Here is a 13,330-nt window from a genome sequence, read left to right on the forward strand (position 1 = left end):
GGCGGGCCTCGAGGAAAGGAACGGTCGACGATGACCAATGCCGAAGTTTCCGCGCCCTACGGCTCCGGAGCCGCTCCCCAGAAGGCTCCCGCGAAGCGCGTGCGGGTCCACCACCTGCGTGAGATGAAGGACCGCGGCGAGCCGTGGCCCATGCTCACCGCGTACGACACGTTCACCGCCCAGATCTTCGACGAGGCGGGCATCCCCGTTCTGCTGGTCGGCGACTCCGCGTCGAACACGGTCTTCGGCAACGACACCTCGCTGCCGGTCACGGTGGACGAGCTGATCCCGCTGGTGCGGGCGGTGACGCGGTCGGTCAAGCGCTCCCTCGTGGTCGCCGACCTGCCGTTCGGCTCCTACCAGGTGTCGGTGGAGCAGGCCGTGGCCACCGCGGTGCGGTTCATGAAGGAAGGCCAGGCGCACGCGGTCAAGCTGGAGGGTGGCGCCTACTTCGCGCCGCACATCCGCGCGATCACCGCCGCGGGCATCCCGGTCATGGCGCACATCGGTTTCACCCCGCAGTCCGAGCACCAGCTCGGCGGGTACCGGGTGCAGGGCCGCCACGAGAACCACGACGTGGTGCTGCACGACGCCGCCGCTGTCCAGGAGGCCGGCGCGTTCGCGGTCGTGCTGGAGATGGTGACCGCCGAGGTCGCGAAGCAGATCACGCACGACCTGGTCATCCCGACCGTGGGCATCGGTGCCGGTCCGGACACCGACGCCCAGGTGCTCGTCTGGCAGGACATGATGGGCCTGAACCGCGGGAAGGCGCCCCGGTTCGTGAAGCGCTACGCCGACATCGGCAACGTCATGCTGGGCGCGGCGACCGAGTTCGCGAACGAGGTGCGCGGGCACCAGTTCCCCGGCCCCGAGCACACCTTCCACTGAGCGGAAGTCACGCGGGAGTCCTACGTTCCCTTTTGAGGCACGTGGGAGTCCCGCGTTCCCTTCCGGGGAACGCGGGGCCCTCGCGTGACAGCAAGCCGAGCAGGGTCAGCGGGTCCAGACCGACGGGTCTGGGCCCGCCGGCACGATGCCGGTCGGGTTGATTTCGTGGTGCGTCACGTAGTAGTGGCGCTTGATGTGGTCCCAGTCGACCGTGTCCCCGAACTGCGCGTAGAGGCGCTTCGCGTACGCCCACAGGTTCGGCATCTCGGTCAGCTTGGTCCGGTTGCACTTGAAGTGGCCGTGGTAGACGGCGTCGAACCGCACGAGCGTGGTCCACAGGCGGATGTCGGCCTCGGTGAGCTGGCCGCCCACCAGGTACTCGTGCGTGGCCAGGTGGTCCTCGATGCGGTCCAGCTCGGCGAACAAGGCGGTGTACGCCTCCTCGTAGGCCTCCTGTGACGTGGCGAAACCGGCCTTGTAGACGCCGTTGTTGACGTTGTGGAAGATCGGCTCGATCCAGGAGTCGATCTCCTCGCGCAGGTGCTCGGGGTAGAGGGTGCTCTCCGGGTTCCACTTGAGGCTGAAGTCGAGGGTGAGCTGCGGGTAGTCGTTGGTGACGACCTCGCCGGTGGTCGTGTCGACCAGCGCGGGAACGGTCACGCGGCCCTCGTAGCCGGGGTCGGCCTTCTCGTAGGCCTGGCTGAGGAAGTCGTAGCCGAGCACCGGGTCCGTGCCCTGGAAGCGCCAGCCGCGGTCGTCGCGGATCGGGTCGACGACGGCGAGCGAGATCGCGTCCTCCAGGCCCAGCAGCTTGCGCACGACGACCGCGCGGTGCGCCCACGGGCACGCGAGGCTGACGACGAGCCGGTAGCGGCCGGGCTCGGGTTCCGGCCGCGCGGTGAAGCGGTTCGGCTGCCGCACGAACGCTCCCGTGGTGGACGTCTCCTTCGTGAACTGCGCCATGTCCTCGACGATAGGCCCATGTACCCGGAGATCGAGCCCCACGCGTCAGGCCTGTTGAACACCGGCGACGGCAACCAGGTGTACTGGGAGGAGTGCGGCAACCCCTCCGGCAAGCCCGTCGTCTTCCTGCACGGCGGTCCCGGCGGCGGCTGCTCCCCCGCGCACCGCCGGCTGTTCGACCCCGAGGTGTACCGGATCGTGTTGTTCGACCAGCGCGGCTGCGGGCGTTCGCTGCCGCACGCGTCGGTGTCCGGTGACCTCTCGCTGAACACGACCTGGCACCTCGTCGCCGACGTGGAGCTGCTGCGCGAGTCGCTGCGGGTCGAGCGGTGGCAGGTGTTCGGCGGGTCCTGGGGGTCGACGCTGGCGCTGGCGTACGCGCAGAAGCACCCGGACCGCGTCACGGAACTGGTGCTGCGCGGCATCTTCACGCTGCGCCAGTCCGAAGTGGACTGGTACTACCGCGGTGGCGCGGCGAACGTCTTCCCCGACCTGTGGGAGAAGTTCATGGCGCCGTTGGAGGGCATGTCCGGCGACCCCGTGCAGCTGTACGCGGAGCTGCTGGCCGACCCGGACCCCGCGGTGCACGGCCCGGCGGCGGTCGCGTGGAGCACGTGGGAGGGCGCGACGGTGACGTTGCTGCCCAGGCCCGAGCTGGTGGCGCAGTTCGCGGAACCGGCGTACGCGCTGGCGTTCGCCCGGATCGAGAACCACTACTTCGTGCACGACGGCTGGTTCGAGGAGGGTCAGCTGATCCGCGACGCCGACCGGCTGGCGGGCATCCCGGGCGTGATCGTGCAGGGCCGCTACGACATGGCGACACCCGCGGTGTCGGCGTGGGACCTGCACAAGGCGTGGCCCGGTTCGGAGCTCGTGCTGGTGCCGGACGCCGGGCACGCCTACGACGAGCCCGGCGTCCTGGCGGCGCTGCTGGCGGCGACCGACCGGTTCCGCGACTAGCCCCCGAGGTGGCCCAGCGCCCGTTCGAGGCTCGCCCTGGCCTCCACGAGGGAGGGCCCGTACCACGTGAGGTGACGGCCGTTGACGAGCACGTACGGCAGGCCGGGGAAGCTCTCCGGCCCGTCGGAGTGGGTGAACGCGTACGGCTCGTCGGGCAGCACCACCAGGTCGGGCCGCTGCTCGTTCAGCTCGTCCAGGCTGGGCCGCGGATAGCGTTCCTCGTGGGAGGCGTAGACGTTCTCGACGCCGAGCCTGCGCAGCACGTCGGTGGCGAACGTGTCGCGGCCGACGACCACCCACGGCCGGCGCCACACCGGGATGAGTGCGGTGAGGCGTTGCGGTGCGGTGTCCCGCCACAGGTCCTCGGCGTCGACGAGCCAGCCGGGTTCGAGGTCCCAGGCGGTGGCGAAGAGCCGCCGCAGCGACGCCAGCGCCATCGGCACGGTCCGCGGCGCCTCGGTCACCCACACCGGGATGCCGTCGGCGCGCAACCGGTCGACGTCCTCGGCGCGGTTCTCCTCGGAGTTCGCGATCACGAGGTCGGGCCGCAGCCGCAGAACCTCCTCCACGTCCGGGTACTTCGAGCCGCCGACCCGCTCGACGTCCAGGCCGGCCGGGTGCGTGCAGTAGTCCGTCGCACCGGCCAGTGCTCCCGGAACGCTGACCGCGACGGCCTCGGTGATGGACGGCACCAGGCTGACCACGCGCCGGGGCCGGTCGACCGGAACCGGCTCACCGAGGTCGTCGACGGGCAGCATCAGACTCCCGTGATCTTCAGACCGGCGTGCGCCTTGTACCGGCGGTTGACCGCGATGAGGTTCGCCGTGAACGCCTCGACCTGGTGCGCGTTGCGCAGCCGCCCGCCGTAGACGCCGCGGAAGCCCGGCACCAGCTCGGCCAGCTCGCGCACGGTGTCCGTGGCCTCGCGGTCGTCGCCCAGCACCAGCACGTCCATGTCCACTTCGGACACCGTCAGGTCCGCCAGCAGCACCGCGGACACGTGGTGGAACGCGGCCGTGACCCGCGACTCCGGCAGCAGCAGCTCCGCCTGCTGCGCCGCGCTGCCCTCGGTCACCGGCAACGCGAACGGGCCCTGCTTGTCGAACCCGAGCGGGTTCACGCAGTCGATGACGATCTTCCCCGCCAGCTGGTCCCGCAACGACGCCAGCAGGTCGCCGTGCCCGTCCCACGGCACCGCGACGAGCACGACGTCGGAGTCGGCCGCGCAGTCGGCGTTGTCCGCGCCTCTGACGTCACCACCGGCGACACCGGCGATCTCCTCGGCGGCGAGCCCGGCCCGCTCGGCACTGCGGGAGCCGATGATCACCTTGAGCCCGGCCCTGGCCCAGCGGATGGCGAGGCCCTTGCCCTGGGCACCGGTGCCACCGAGCACGCCGACGGTGAGGTCACGAATCTCTGTCACCCGTGCATCTTCACACGGTCCGGTGGGGGCGTGCGGCCCAACGTGACCTTGCGCTCGACACGCGCAACTACGCCGCGAACGCCGATAGCCCGCGCACGCGGGGATCGCACGAAAGGTCCCCGCGTGCGCCAGAAGGGCACGAAAGGGCCCCGCGTGGCATCAGGAGGGCACGAAAGGGGCCCGCGTGGCGTCAGAGCTGGGCGGTGAAGTGGACGCGGCGGGAAGGCGGGTCGGCTTCCGCAAGGCGCACGCGGATGCGTTCGCCCTCGGGGAGGCGGGGGCCGGCGCACTTGGCGAGGATCGGCGGCGAGGCGATGAACACCTCCGCCTCGTCGTCCCCCGCCCGCAGCACGACGGCCTCGAACTCCTGCCCGACCCGTCCGCTCAGCACCCACGCCTCGACCTGGTCCAGCGTCGCCCGCTCCACCTTCGACGCGAGCGAGTCCGACGCCCCCATCAGCGACGGCAGCAACGGCAGCGCCTCCGCCAGCCACGCGGGCACCGGCTTCCCCGCCGACACCGCCAGGCACACCTCGGTGGCGAACCGGTCGACGAGCCGGCGCAGCGGTGCGGTCACGTGCGTGTACGGCGCCGCGACCCCCGCGTGCGTCACGAGCTCGGGCACCGTGCCGTCGAACGCCGAGTAGCCCGCACCCCGCAGCAGGCGCGTGGCGTCCGTGAACAGCGCCAGCGCCTCCGGTGTCGAGGCGTCCAGGTCGGCCAGGAACGCACCCGGCGACACCCCGGCGGCCCACGGCACGCCCAGCGCCGCCGCCGACTTCCGCAGCGACGCCACGGCCTCGGCGTCCGGCTCCGGCAGGGTCCGCAGGACACCGACGCGGGCCTCGATCATCATCTTCGCCGCCGCCATGCCGGTCATCAGCGAGATCTCGGCGTTCCAGGAGTCCACGGCGGCCCGCGGGCGGGTCACCAGCTTCCAGCCGGCGCCGTCGGGTTCGACCTCCTGCTCGGGCAGCTGCAGCTCGATGGCGCCGCGGGAACGGGCCAGTGCCCGCCGCAGCGGGCCGAACTCCGCCAGCGCCGCCACCGACGGGTGCGGGGTGCCGGCGTCGAAGGTCCGCTGGACGGAGGCGTAGTCGAACTGCGCGGTCGAACGGACGAGAGCGCGCCGGACCTCGACCGCGGCGACCTCGCCGTCGGCCGAGCACGTGAACGTCCACACCACCGCCGGCCGCACCACGCCGGGCAGCAGCGACGCGGCGCCCTCGGACAGCACGGTCGGGTGCAGCGGCACGTTGCCGTCGGGCAGGTACACCGTCTGGCCGCGGCGCCGGACCTCCTCGTCCAGCGCGCCGCCCGGCCTCACGAACAGGCCCAGGTCGGCGATCGCGTAGTGCACCACGAAACCGGAGGACGTGCGGTCCAGGCACAGCGCCTGGTCCAGGTCCTTCGCGCCGGGCGGGTCGATCGTCACGAACGGGATCGACGTGAGGTCGAGGCGGTCACCCACCGGGCGGGCGACCGCCTCCTGCGCCTCGGCCAGTGCCGCGGCCGGGAACACCGGCCGCAGCCCGAACTCGGTGCGGATGCCGTCGAAGGACAGGTCAGCACGACCCGTGCGGATCACCAGGGAGGCCACCCGCACAGCCTAAGGACCGGCGATCAGTCCTCGTCGTCGCCGCGCCACTTCTTGTCCGCCTCGTCCGCGGAGCGCGTGCGTTCGCGGGCGATCTCCAGGGCGCGTGCGGCCGTGGCCTCGTCCGGGTACGGGCCCATCCGGTCAGCGCCCCGGCAGCCCTTGCCCTGCTCGACGGTCTGGTGGGTCAGGCAGTAGAACCACCCGCTGGTGTCACTCATGCGCGTTCGCCTCCCATGGGCGCCGGGAATCCCCGCGGCGGCGTGGACTGGTTGGCGTTGGCGTACTCCGACGGGATCGGATCCAAACACGAGACCAGGACCGTGCGGTGCTCGGCGTTGTCGATCAAGCGGTCGGACCGGTCACGGTAGACCAGCGAACCGTCCGAGTCGATCTCCACCACGGCACCGACCTCCGCGAGCTGTTCCTCGTCGAGATCGGTGAGCTTCTCGTAGCGCGAGGGCACCACGCGGTAGATCGGCCACTTCAGGTGGCCGTAGGTGCGGTGGAACTCCGCGAGCAGGTGGACCATGTGCTGCTGCCACGGCAACGGCATGGCCTCGGCCAGCGCGCGCGGGACCACCACGTAGTCGGACGAGACACCGGGAGCGCCGACGGCCGTGTAGTCGCGCACGGGTGCGCTCGACGCGGGTGGTCCGGCGGGCCTCGGGATGGGGTTGTGGTTGAACATGCAGCGCCTCCCCGCGATCTACACGCCCGGCCGGACGGCCATCGGCATCAACTCGTGGTAGTTCCAGTTGATCTTGCTGATCTTCACGACGTCACCCGTCTGCGGTGCGTGGATGTACTCGTCGCCGCCGAGGTACATGGCCACGTGGTGCACCGAACGCGGGTCGGCCGTGTTGTAGGCCCAGAAGATCAGGTCGCCCGGCTGCGCGTCGCGCACCGGCAGGTGGGCGCCGCCCTTCTCGTACTGGTCGTTCGCCACCCGCGGGATCTTGACCCCCGCCCCCGCGAACGCCTTGACCAGGATGCCGGAGCAGTCCCAGGCGTCCGGGCCGTTGCCGCCCCACAGGTACGGCTCGCCGAGCTGCTGCTTGGTGAACTCGATGGCGACACCCGCCGCGTTCGAGGCGACCAGGAACTCGCCGGCGCCCGCGCCGCAGCCGGCCGGGTCGGAGATCTGGCCGAGCTCGCTCAGCAGGAACGCCGCCATGGACTCCCAGTTGTGGTACCTGTCCGGGAACGCCGAGCGCTCCACCGCCTGCGCCGAGTCGCCGGGCCTGCGGTTCTCCCAGTCCGGCACCTTCAGCAGCACGTCGTAGAACTTGTTGATCGCGTAGACCGGGTCGACCACCTGGGCCTCGGTGCCCCAGCCCATCGACGGGCGCATCTGGAAGATGCCGAGCGAGTCGCGGTCGCCGTAGTTCAGCGGGCGCAGACCCGACTCGGTCATGCCGGCCTGGATCGCGATCTGCCACGCCAGCGGCGGCAGCTCCCGCTGCTGGCCGATGGAGATGATCTGGGCGACGATGTTGCGCTGCTCGTCGTTGAGGCGCGACGCGTCGTGGCGGCCCTTGTCGCCGCCGCCCGCGTCCCACGGCCCGATCGAGGCGTTGCAGCTCATCCGCAGCACGCCGGCTCCGCCGGCCGCACCGCTCTGGTTGTTGACCACTTGCGTGACACCGGACGTCGCGACCACCGTCACGATGGCCACGACGACCGCACCGATGATCAACATGAGGCGCATGGCTCAGTCCGCCTTCGTGTAGCTGTTGACCCGCCACTCGTTGCTGGGCGAAAGCTTGATCAACGTGATGACGACCTTGCCGGAGTCGGTCCCGACCCGGAAGTCGGCCGACGACACCGTGGACCGCACCGGGGCGACCTTCTCGGTGATCTTGTCCGGCACGTTCTTCGGGTCGATGGTCGCCATCTGCGCGAGGAACTCCTCCGTGGTGTACGGGCGGAGGTTCGCGAGCCACTTCTCGACGTCGTTGTTGGGCGGCGGCTTGATCCAGTTCTCCGCCCAGAGCTCGGCCACCAGCTGCGCGTCCGCCTGCGGCGGCGCGGCCTGCGCCGAGTTCGTCGGCGGCGGCAGCTTGGTCGGCAGCGACACCCCGCTGCTGGGCAGCTGCCCCACCTGGGTCGGCTGCACGGAGGTCGACTGGGCCGCCACCGTCGTGCCGGTCGGCGTGCGGTCCAGCATCCTCGGGATGATCACCCCGAGGGCGACCACGAGCAGCACGAAGATGACGATCGACGCACCGAGGTGGCGCGGGGAACGCATCGGCCAGCCCCACAGGCTGCGGTAGACCGCGGCACGGCCGCGGTTCGTGCGGATAGGCACCGGTTGTCCCCCTTCCTCAGTTGTCCCTGACTTCGAAGCCGCGCGACGGCCGGTAGATCACGTGCACTTGGCGTCCCGCCACCACTTCGGTCTCCGCGCGCCGCGGCTCCTGCACCGGGGCCGAGTAGCCGTTCGACCGCGATGGCACGAGCACCGCGTCGTCCACGCGGTCCCACTGCCGGTCGGTGACCGGTGGGCTGTCCACGACGCGCGACCGGCCGACCGGCAGCGCCGCCGGGCCCGATCCCGCGGGCAGCGCGCCGGCGCGCGTGGTGCTGTAACCGTCGCCGGACGAGTTGATCTGGCTCGGCGCACCGCGGTCGAGCCGCTGTGCGGTGGCCGCGACCGGGTTCGACGCTTCCGGGCGCACCCGTCCGCGGCCCCGCTGCGGCACCTCCTCGCCGGCGCCGTCGCCCTCGCGCACCGAGTCCCAGAACTCGTCCTGCGGGCTGGGGCCGGTCTGCTTGCGGCCGCGCAGCTTCGACCAGACGCCGCCCTGCATCGGCAGGACGTTGCTCGCGGAGCCGACCGACATCTCGACCATCTGCCACATGCGCCGCAGCGGTTTGCCGATCACGAAGCACACCAGGGTGAGCATCAGTCCCAGCAACGTCCTCGTCAGCAGCGACAGCCCGGTCGCGTTGAAGATCGCCTGCAGCAGCAGCGCGTGGACACCCGCGAGGACCGCGAGCACCAGCACGTTGAACACCGTCACGGCGGCCGCGCGGGCGACCTTGCGCAGCAGGTCGTGGTGGATCAGCGCGACGAGGCCGATGAGCGGGCCGGCGAGCGTGAGGATGCGCAGCAGCAGCTGGGCCAGCAGCACCGCGCCCTTCGCGAACAGCTGGAACAGCGAGAACGCGACCGCCTGCAGCAGCGAGAGGAACCCCGCGCCGGTGCGGCTGCCGTCGGTGCCGTCGAAGTAGCCCTTCGCGGTGCCGAGCTGGCCTTCGAGTGCGATCCACTCGGCCTTCTTGGCGCTCAGTGCCGCCTGGTCGGCGTCCTTGTGCTCGGCGATCTCGGCCGTGGTCCAGGCCTGCGCCTTGAGGATGCGCGGGCCGTACTCGACGGCCTGCGGTGCCTCGGGAGTGCCGAACGCGCCGCGCAACCAGCTCTGGTACACAACGGCTTCGTGCAGTTTCGTCGGCAGCACGTGGAGTGTGCCCTGCTCCTCGGGGGCCTCGATGAAGCCCGCCTGTATCTCCGACGTCTTGGAGACCAGGGTGTTGTCGAGGAGGTTGTAGAACTGGGGCAGCGCCAACGTCGACGTGGCGAGCCACATCGCGGCCAGTGCCCAGAGCCCGCGTTTGGAGATCGCGGCGAAGTCGCCGGTCCAGATCTGCCGGAACATCAGGATCGCGAGGATCAGCGCGACCAGCCCGAACCAGCGCAGGTAGACGTTGTCGTAGACCTTCTGCACACCGTTGTTCACGGCGTCGTCCAGCGGCACGAGCAGACCGCGGCCCATCACCGTGTAGTGCAGCGCGTTGGTGGCGCCGACGATGTTCTTGCCGATGCTGAAGAGCTCGTTGCCCGCCCACGTGTCGATCGTGGCGTTGGCGTTCGGGATGGTGCAGCTCTTCTGGTAGTAGTGCCAGACCATGCCGGCGTAGCCGTAGTCCAGGTACGCCGAGCCCGGCAGGCCGTTGCCGACCGGCGGGTCGAGCGCGCCGACCATGCCCGCGCCCGGACGTTCCGGATTGGGTGCCTCACCGCAGTTTTGGGCGTGGGCGGCGGGGGCACCCAGTACCACCTGGAGTGCCAGGATCGCCGACACGAGACCGATGGCCCTCGTGCGCGCGCCCACGCGCTGGGAGAGGCGCAGCCCGAACCGCCGCCTCGCCCAGAGCAAGGCGACGACCGAGACCACGACCGCCAGCAGCGTCATGCCACGCCGTCCCGGTGGCGGTTGGAGCCGTCACCGTGACCCACCAGGTGGGCCTCGTCCTCTGTCAGCCCCAGTTCGAGGTCTGCGGCGAGCTCGTCGTCGATCTCGTCCGGCACGTACGCGGGTTGTGGCACTGACGGCACCTGGTCCTCCTCGCCCGACGGAAGAGCATCGCGGTCGCGCTTAGCGTCCGGAGTCGTGTCGAGCGCGTTGCGCAGGTGCTCGAGGTGCGGACCGCTGAAGTCGATGCGGATCCGTTCCACGCCACCGGCACCGTCGCCGAAGATGAACTGCCGCGGCGCGCGGTCGCGTTCGGACACGCTCCGCTCACCACCGGGACGGCGGCCGAGCGAGGCGACGACCTGCTCGTAACCGGCCCCCACGGGCACCTTCAGCAACCGCAGCGCGTCCGCCTGCGCCTGGTCGTCGTCGAGCCTGCCGACGAAGACCGAGTCGAGCAGGGCGACGAAGCCCTGGATCTTGAGGAAGTCGGCCGGGATCTGCGAGGACAGCAGCACGCGGACGTTCCACTTGCGCGAGTCGCGAGCGAAGCGGTTCATCAGCACGCGACCGGTCGGGACCTCCGACAGGAAGAACGCCTCGTCGATCCAGACGCCCTTGCGCTGGTCCTTCGGCTTCTCGTAGATCGAGCGCTGGGTGAGCCACGCGGCGAGGTTCAGCATCTCGACGCCGAGCGACTCCGCGTCCGTCCAGTGCTCGCGGCCGACGCCGTCCTTGGGCAGGTTCAGGCCCGCCATGGTCAGCACCGTGAGCCGGTCGTCCCGCGCCTCGTTGTACGGGTCGGCGTTCGCCTCGGGGATCAGCAACGACATGCGCTCGCGCATCTCGTCGAGGAAGTCCGCGACGACCACGGCGTGCTCGTGGTGCTCGGACGCGTCCCGGCGCAGCGCCTCGAAGACGAGACCGGGGTGGGCGTCGAAGCGGCCACCGACGGTGCGGACCGCGCGCAGCAGCACGATGCGCGTCTGCGGCAGGCGGGCGACCTCGAACGGCAGCAGACCGGTGAGCACGTCCAGCACCAGCCGGCGGCGGGTGGCCGCGGCGAGTGCCTTCTCCCTGCGCCACGCGCGTTCCGGGTCGTCCTCGTCGAGGAAGTGCTCGATCATCGGCTCGGCGACCACCCGGTACGGGTTGAGGATGCCGGGCTGGGCGTTGAGCAGGTTGATCGGCCGGGCGTACGGGCGCAGCTCCGGCAGCTCGCACAGCGCCGCCAGCGGACCGGACGGGTCGAGCAGCGTCCAGTGCGCGCCGGAGCGCAGCGTCTTGTAGACGATGCCGCCGCCGAGGAACGACTTGCCCGCACCCAGACCCGCGACCATCGCCGTCAGACCGGACGCGTCGCGCAGCTCCTGGGCCATCCACGGGTCCCAGGCGACCGGGCGCCGGGTGGCCGTGACGGTCTCGCCGAGCAGGATGCCGCGGCGGTCACCGACCTCGGCCGTGGCCGTCGGGACGGCGGACGCCGCCCACAGCACGCTGCCGCGCCGCAGGTACGCGCCGTTCGACAGCGGCTCACCGGGGATGAACTCGCGGGCGATCGCGTACTGCGCCTCCGGGTGGTCGATGGCGATCTTGGGCTTGTACAGCTCCAGCAGCTGCTGGGCCAGGCGCAGGGCCTCGCGCTCGGTCGGCCCGGAGACCGCGAGCCGCCACCACGAGCGCACCCTGGTGCCCAGCGCGGTGAAGCCCGACGTCATCTCGTCGTCGATCTCCAGCACGCGCCCGGCCTGGCGGGCCAGCGACTGCGGCGGTTCCAGCTCGTGCTCGTCGGTGTAGTGGCGGACCTGCGAGCGCACCTTGCTCATCTGGCGGGAGAGCTCGCCGGACACCTCCTCCGGGCGGCGCACGTAGATCCGCGCGGACCACTCGACGGAGGCGGGCAGCCGGTCGGCGCGCTGCACCCACGGGTCGTCGACCTCGGGGATCTGCAGGCCGTGCATCAGCCCGACGGTGAGCACGGCGACGTGCCGCCGGATGCCCGCGTTCGAGCCGGTGCGGCCGCGCACGGTCACCGTCGGCGAGTACGGCTCCTGGTGGAAGTCCGCGGCGTCGGTGAAGCTGGCCAGGTCCTCCGGCTCCCACGCGGCACCCGGCACCGCGGGCAGGTTGCGCGGTGCGGGCAGGCCCAGCGAGCACGACCGGTGCATCAGCCAGGACATCTCCTCGGCCGTCGCGGGACGGCCTTCGAGACCGGCCGACCCGATGACCTGGTCGAGGTGCTCGACCTCGGAGTCCAGCGCCACCAGCTCGGCGTCGACGGCGTCCGGGAAGACCTTGCGCAGCACGGGGGCCGCGCGTTCGACGGCCCGGTCCATCATGTTGCGGGTCTGCACCTGGACGCCCAGGTAGACCTCTTTCTCCGCCATCGAGCGGCCCATGAGCTGCTGCTGCTCGCCGACCATGTAGTCGTCGAACGTCAGCGTGCCGGGGGTGTCCGGCAGGCGCTTGACGGCGTTGTGCACGTGCGCCTCGGCCCACATGCGGATCGGGTACGGCCGCGTCGTGACCCGCAGGTGCATCCAGCGGCCCTGCAGCTCGGCGTACTGACCGGCGATGGCGGCGATCAGGTCCTGGCGCTGCGAGTCGCTGCGGAACGACCAGCGCTGCGGCGCGAGCCGGTACCAGGCGTAGACCTCTTGGCCGGTGCGCAGCAGGTGGCCGTCGATGCTGCGGGCGCTGATCGACGGCGTGTAGCTGGGCACCGCCTGCTCGCCGGGCAGGCGGCGGCCGCGCTTGGAGTACGCGGCCCGGTCGCGGTCGCGCGGGTCCGCGGCCGCGTGCTGCGCGATGTGCTGGGCGGAGCGACGATCACGGTCTCGCCGGCGTCCGAACACCGCGAACCTCCTTCTTGCGCGTGGCTGACGTCCGGCGGTTCTGGGCCTGCTGTCTCGCCCGTTGTTTCTTGCTCAACTTGGGACGAGGGCGCTGCGAGCTGACCCGGATCCGGGCGGCACTGGCCGCCCCGCCGGTGCTGGCCGTGCGTTCTCGAGGTGCGGTGAGCTCGCGGACCCACATCGACATGACCGCCGTGAGCGGCCGTTCGTGGCTGATCCGCTGGGTGATGAACCTGGTCAGGATGATCGTGGCGACGAGGGCCCACGCGGTCGAGAAGAACCCGAACCCGATGCCCATCTGGCGCTCGATCGTGAGTACGACGAGGAAAACGACGATCCCGACGCCCCACGCGACGTAGCGCGCACGCCAGGGGAAGGTCGCTTTCGGCGGGCCCAGCCAGACGGCGTCGACCCGGTAGACCTCGTCGTCAGTGCGAACCCGCAC

At 71.1% G+C, this 13,330-nt stretch carries 13 protein-coding genes; 2 read left to right on the forward strand and 11 right to left on the reverse strand.

What is annotated here, in order from left to right; genetic code table 11:
• Positions 1-30: 30 nt before the first annotated feature.
• Entirely contained in the window at positions 31-888 is an 858-nt protein-coding gene (gene panB, locus ACZ7CF_RS09195) for a 3-methyl-2-oxobutanoate hydroxymethyltransferase (RefSeq protein ID WP_360386555.1), read from the forward strand.
• 105 nt (positions 889-993) lie between these two features.
• On the opposite strand, the gene ACZ7CF_RS09200 is transcribed toward panB, so the two are convergent.
• Positions 994-1,851, reverse strand: a complete 858-nt coding sequence (locus ACZ7CF_RS09200) for a glutathione S-transferase family protein (protein ID WP_360386553.1) — start codon at positions 1,849-1,851, stop codon at positions 994-996.
• Between the two features lie 18 nt (positions 1,852-1,869).
• Between ACZ7CF_RS09200 and pip the strand changes: the two genes are divergently transcribed.
• Entirely contained in the window at positions 1,870-2,811 is a 942-nt protein-coding gene (gene pip, locus ACZ7CF_RS09205; protein ID WP_360386550.1) for a prolyl aminopeptidase, read from the forward strand.
• Here pip and ACZ7CF_RS09210 read toward each other — a convergent pair.
• The 10 genes from ACZ7CF_RS09210 to ACZ7CF_RS09255 form a co-directional block, all read right to left on the reverse strand.
• Positions 2,808-3,569 carry a helical backbone metal receptor gene (locus tag ACZ7CF_RS09210; protein WP_470369351.1) on the reverse strand — a complete coding sequence of 254 codons (762 nt, stop codon included), beginning with the start codon at positions 3,567-3,569 and terminating at the stop codon, positions 2,808-2,810. The genes pip and ACZ7CF_RS09210 overlap by 4 nt on opposite strands.
• Positions 3,569-4,234, reverse strand: a complete 666-nt coding sequence (gene npdG, locus ACZ7CF_RS09215) for an NADPH-dependent F420 reductase (RefSeq protein WP_458429222.1) — start codon at positions 4,232-4,234, stop codon at positions 3,569-3,571. The genes ACZ7CF_RS09210 and npdG overlap by 1 nt, the downstream gene beginning before the upstream one ends.
• A 190-nt stretch (positions 4,235-4,424) precedes the next feature.
• A complete protein-coding gene (locus ACZ7CF_RS09220; protein ID WP_470369666.1) occupies positions 4,425-5,822 on the reverse strand; it encodes an RNB domain-containing ribonuclease in 1,398 nt (465 codons plus the stop codon).
• Positions 5,823-5,857: 35 nt separating this feature from the next.
• Positions 5,858-6,052, reverse strand: coding sequence for a hypothetical protein (locus ACZ7CF_RS09225; RefSeq protein ID WP_360386543.1), 195 nt, complete (start codon positions 6,050-6,052; stop codon positions 5,858-5,860).
• Positions 6,049-6,522 (reverse strand): hypothetical protein, encoded by a 474-nt coding sequence (locus ACZ7CF_RS09230; RefSeq protein ID WP_470369352.1) that lies wholly within the window; start codon positions 6,520-6,522, stop codon positions 6,049-6,051. Before ACZ7CF_RS09230 ends, ACZ7CF_RS09225 begins: the two co-directional genes overlap by 4 nt.
• Before the next feature lie 18 nt (positions 6,523-6,540).
• The gene (locus ACZ7CF_RS09235) at positions 6,541-7,542 is read right to left on the reverse strand and encodes a C40 family peptidase (protein ID WP_360386537.1); all 1,002 of its coding nucleotides are present in this window, start codon (positions 7,540-7,542) and stop codon (positions 6,541-6,543) included.
• A 3-nt stretch (positions 7,543-7,545) separates the two neighbouring features.
• Positions 7,546-8,142: a hypothetical protein gene (locus ACZ7CF_RS09240; RefSeq protein WP_360386534.1), complete on the reverse strand. Its 597-nt coding sequence runs from the start codon at positions 8,140-8,142 to the stop codon at positions 7,546-7,548.
• Positions 8,143-8,158: 16 nt separating this feature from the next.
• Positions 8,159-10,030, reverse strand: a complete 1,872-nt coding sequence (locus ACZ7CF_RS09245) for a hypothetical protein (RefSeq protein ID WP_360386531.1) — start codon at positions 10,028-10,030, stop codon at positions 8,159-8,161.
• Entirely contained in the window at positions 10,027-12,840 is a 2,814-nt protein-coding gene (locus ACZ7CF_RS09250) for an ATP-binding protein (protein WP_360386695.1), read from the reverse strand. Before ACZ7CF_RS09250 ends, ACZ7CF_RS09245 begins: the two co-directional genes overlap by 4 nt.
• A 19-nt stretch (positions 12,841-12,859) precedes the next feature.
• Positions 12,860-13,330, reverse strand: a complete 471-nt coding sequence (locus ACZ7CF_RS09255) for a hypothetical protein (RefSeq protein ID WP_360386528.1) — start codon at positions 13,328-13,330, stop codon at positions 12,860-12,862.

It is taken from the genome of Lentzea sp. NPDC036955, assembly GCF_055608005.1.

Coding starts and splice junctions, on each gene's coding strand:
- panB (WP_360386555.1), top strand. CDS start 31: ATGACCAATGCCGAAGTTTCCGCGCCCTACGGCTCCGGAGCCGCTCCC.
- ACZ7CF_RS09200 (WP_360386553.1), bottom strand. CDS start 1,851: ATGGCGCAGTTCACGAAGGAGACGTCCACCACGGGAGCGTTCGTGCGG.
- pip (WP_360386550.1), top strand. CDS start 1,870: ATGTACCCGGAGATCGAGCCCCACGCGTCAGGCCTGTTGAACACCGGC.
- ACZ7CF_RS09210 (WP_470369351.1), bottom strand. CDS start 3,569: ATGCTGCCCGTCGACGACCTCGGTGAGCCGGTTCCGGTCGACCGGCCC.
- ACZ7CF_RS09225 (WP_360386543.1), bottom strand. CDS start 6,052: ATGAGTGACACCAGCGGGTGGTTCTACTGCCTGACCCACCAGACCGTC.
- ACZ7CF_RS09230 (WP_470369352.1), bottom strand. CDS start 6,522: ATGTTCAACCACAACCCCATCCCGAGGCCCGCCGGACCACCCGCGTCG.
- ACZ7CF_RS09235 (WP_360386537.1), bottom strand. CDS start 7,542: ATGCGCCTCATGTTGATCATCGGTGCGGTCGTCGTGGCCATCGTGACG.
- ACZ7CF_RS09245 (WP_360386531.1), bottom strand. CDS start 10,030: ATGACGCTGCTGGCGGTCGTGGTCTCGGTCGTCGCCTTGCTCTGGGCG.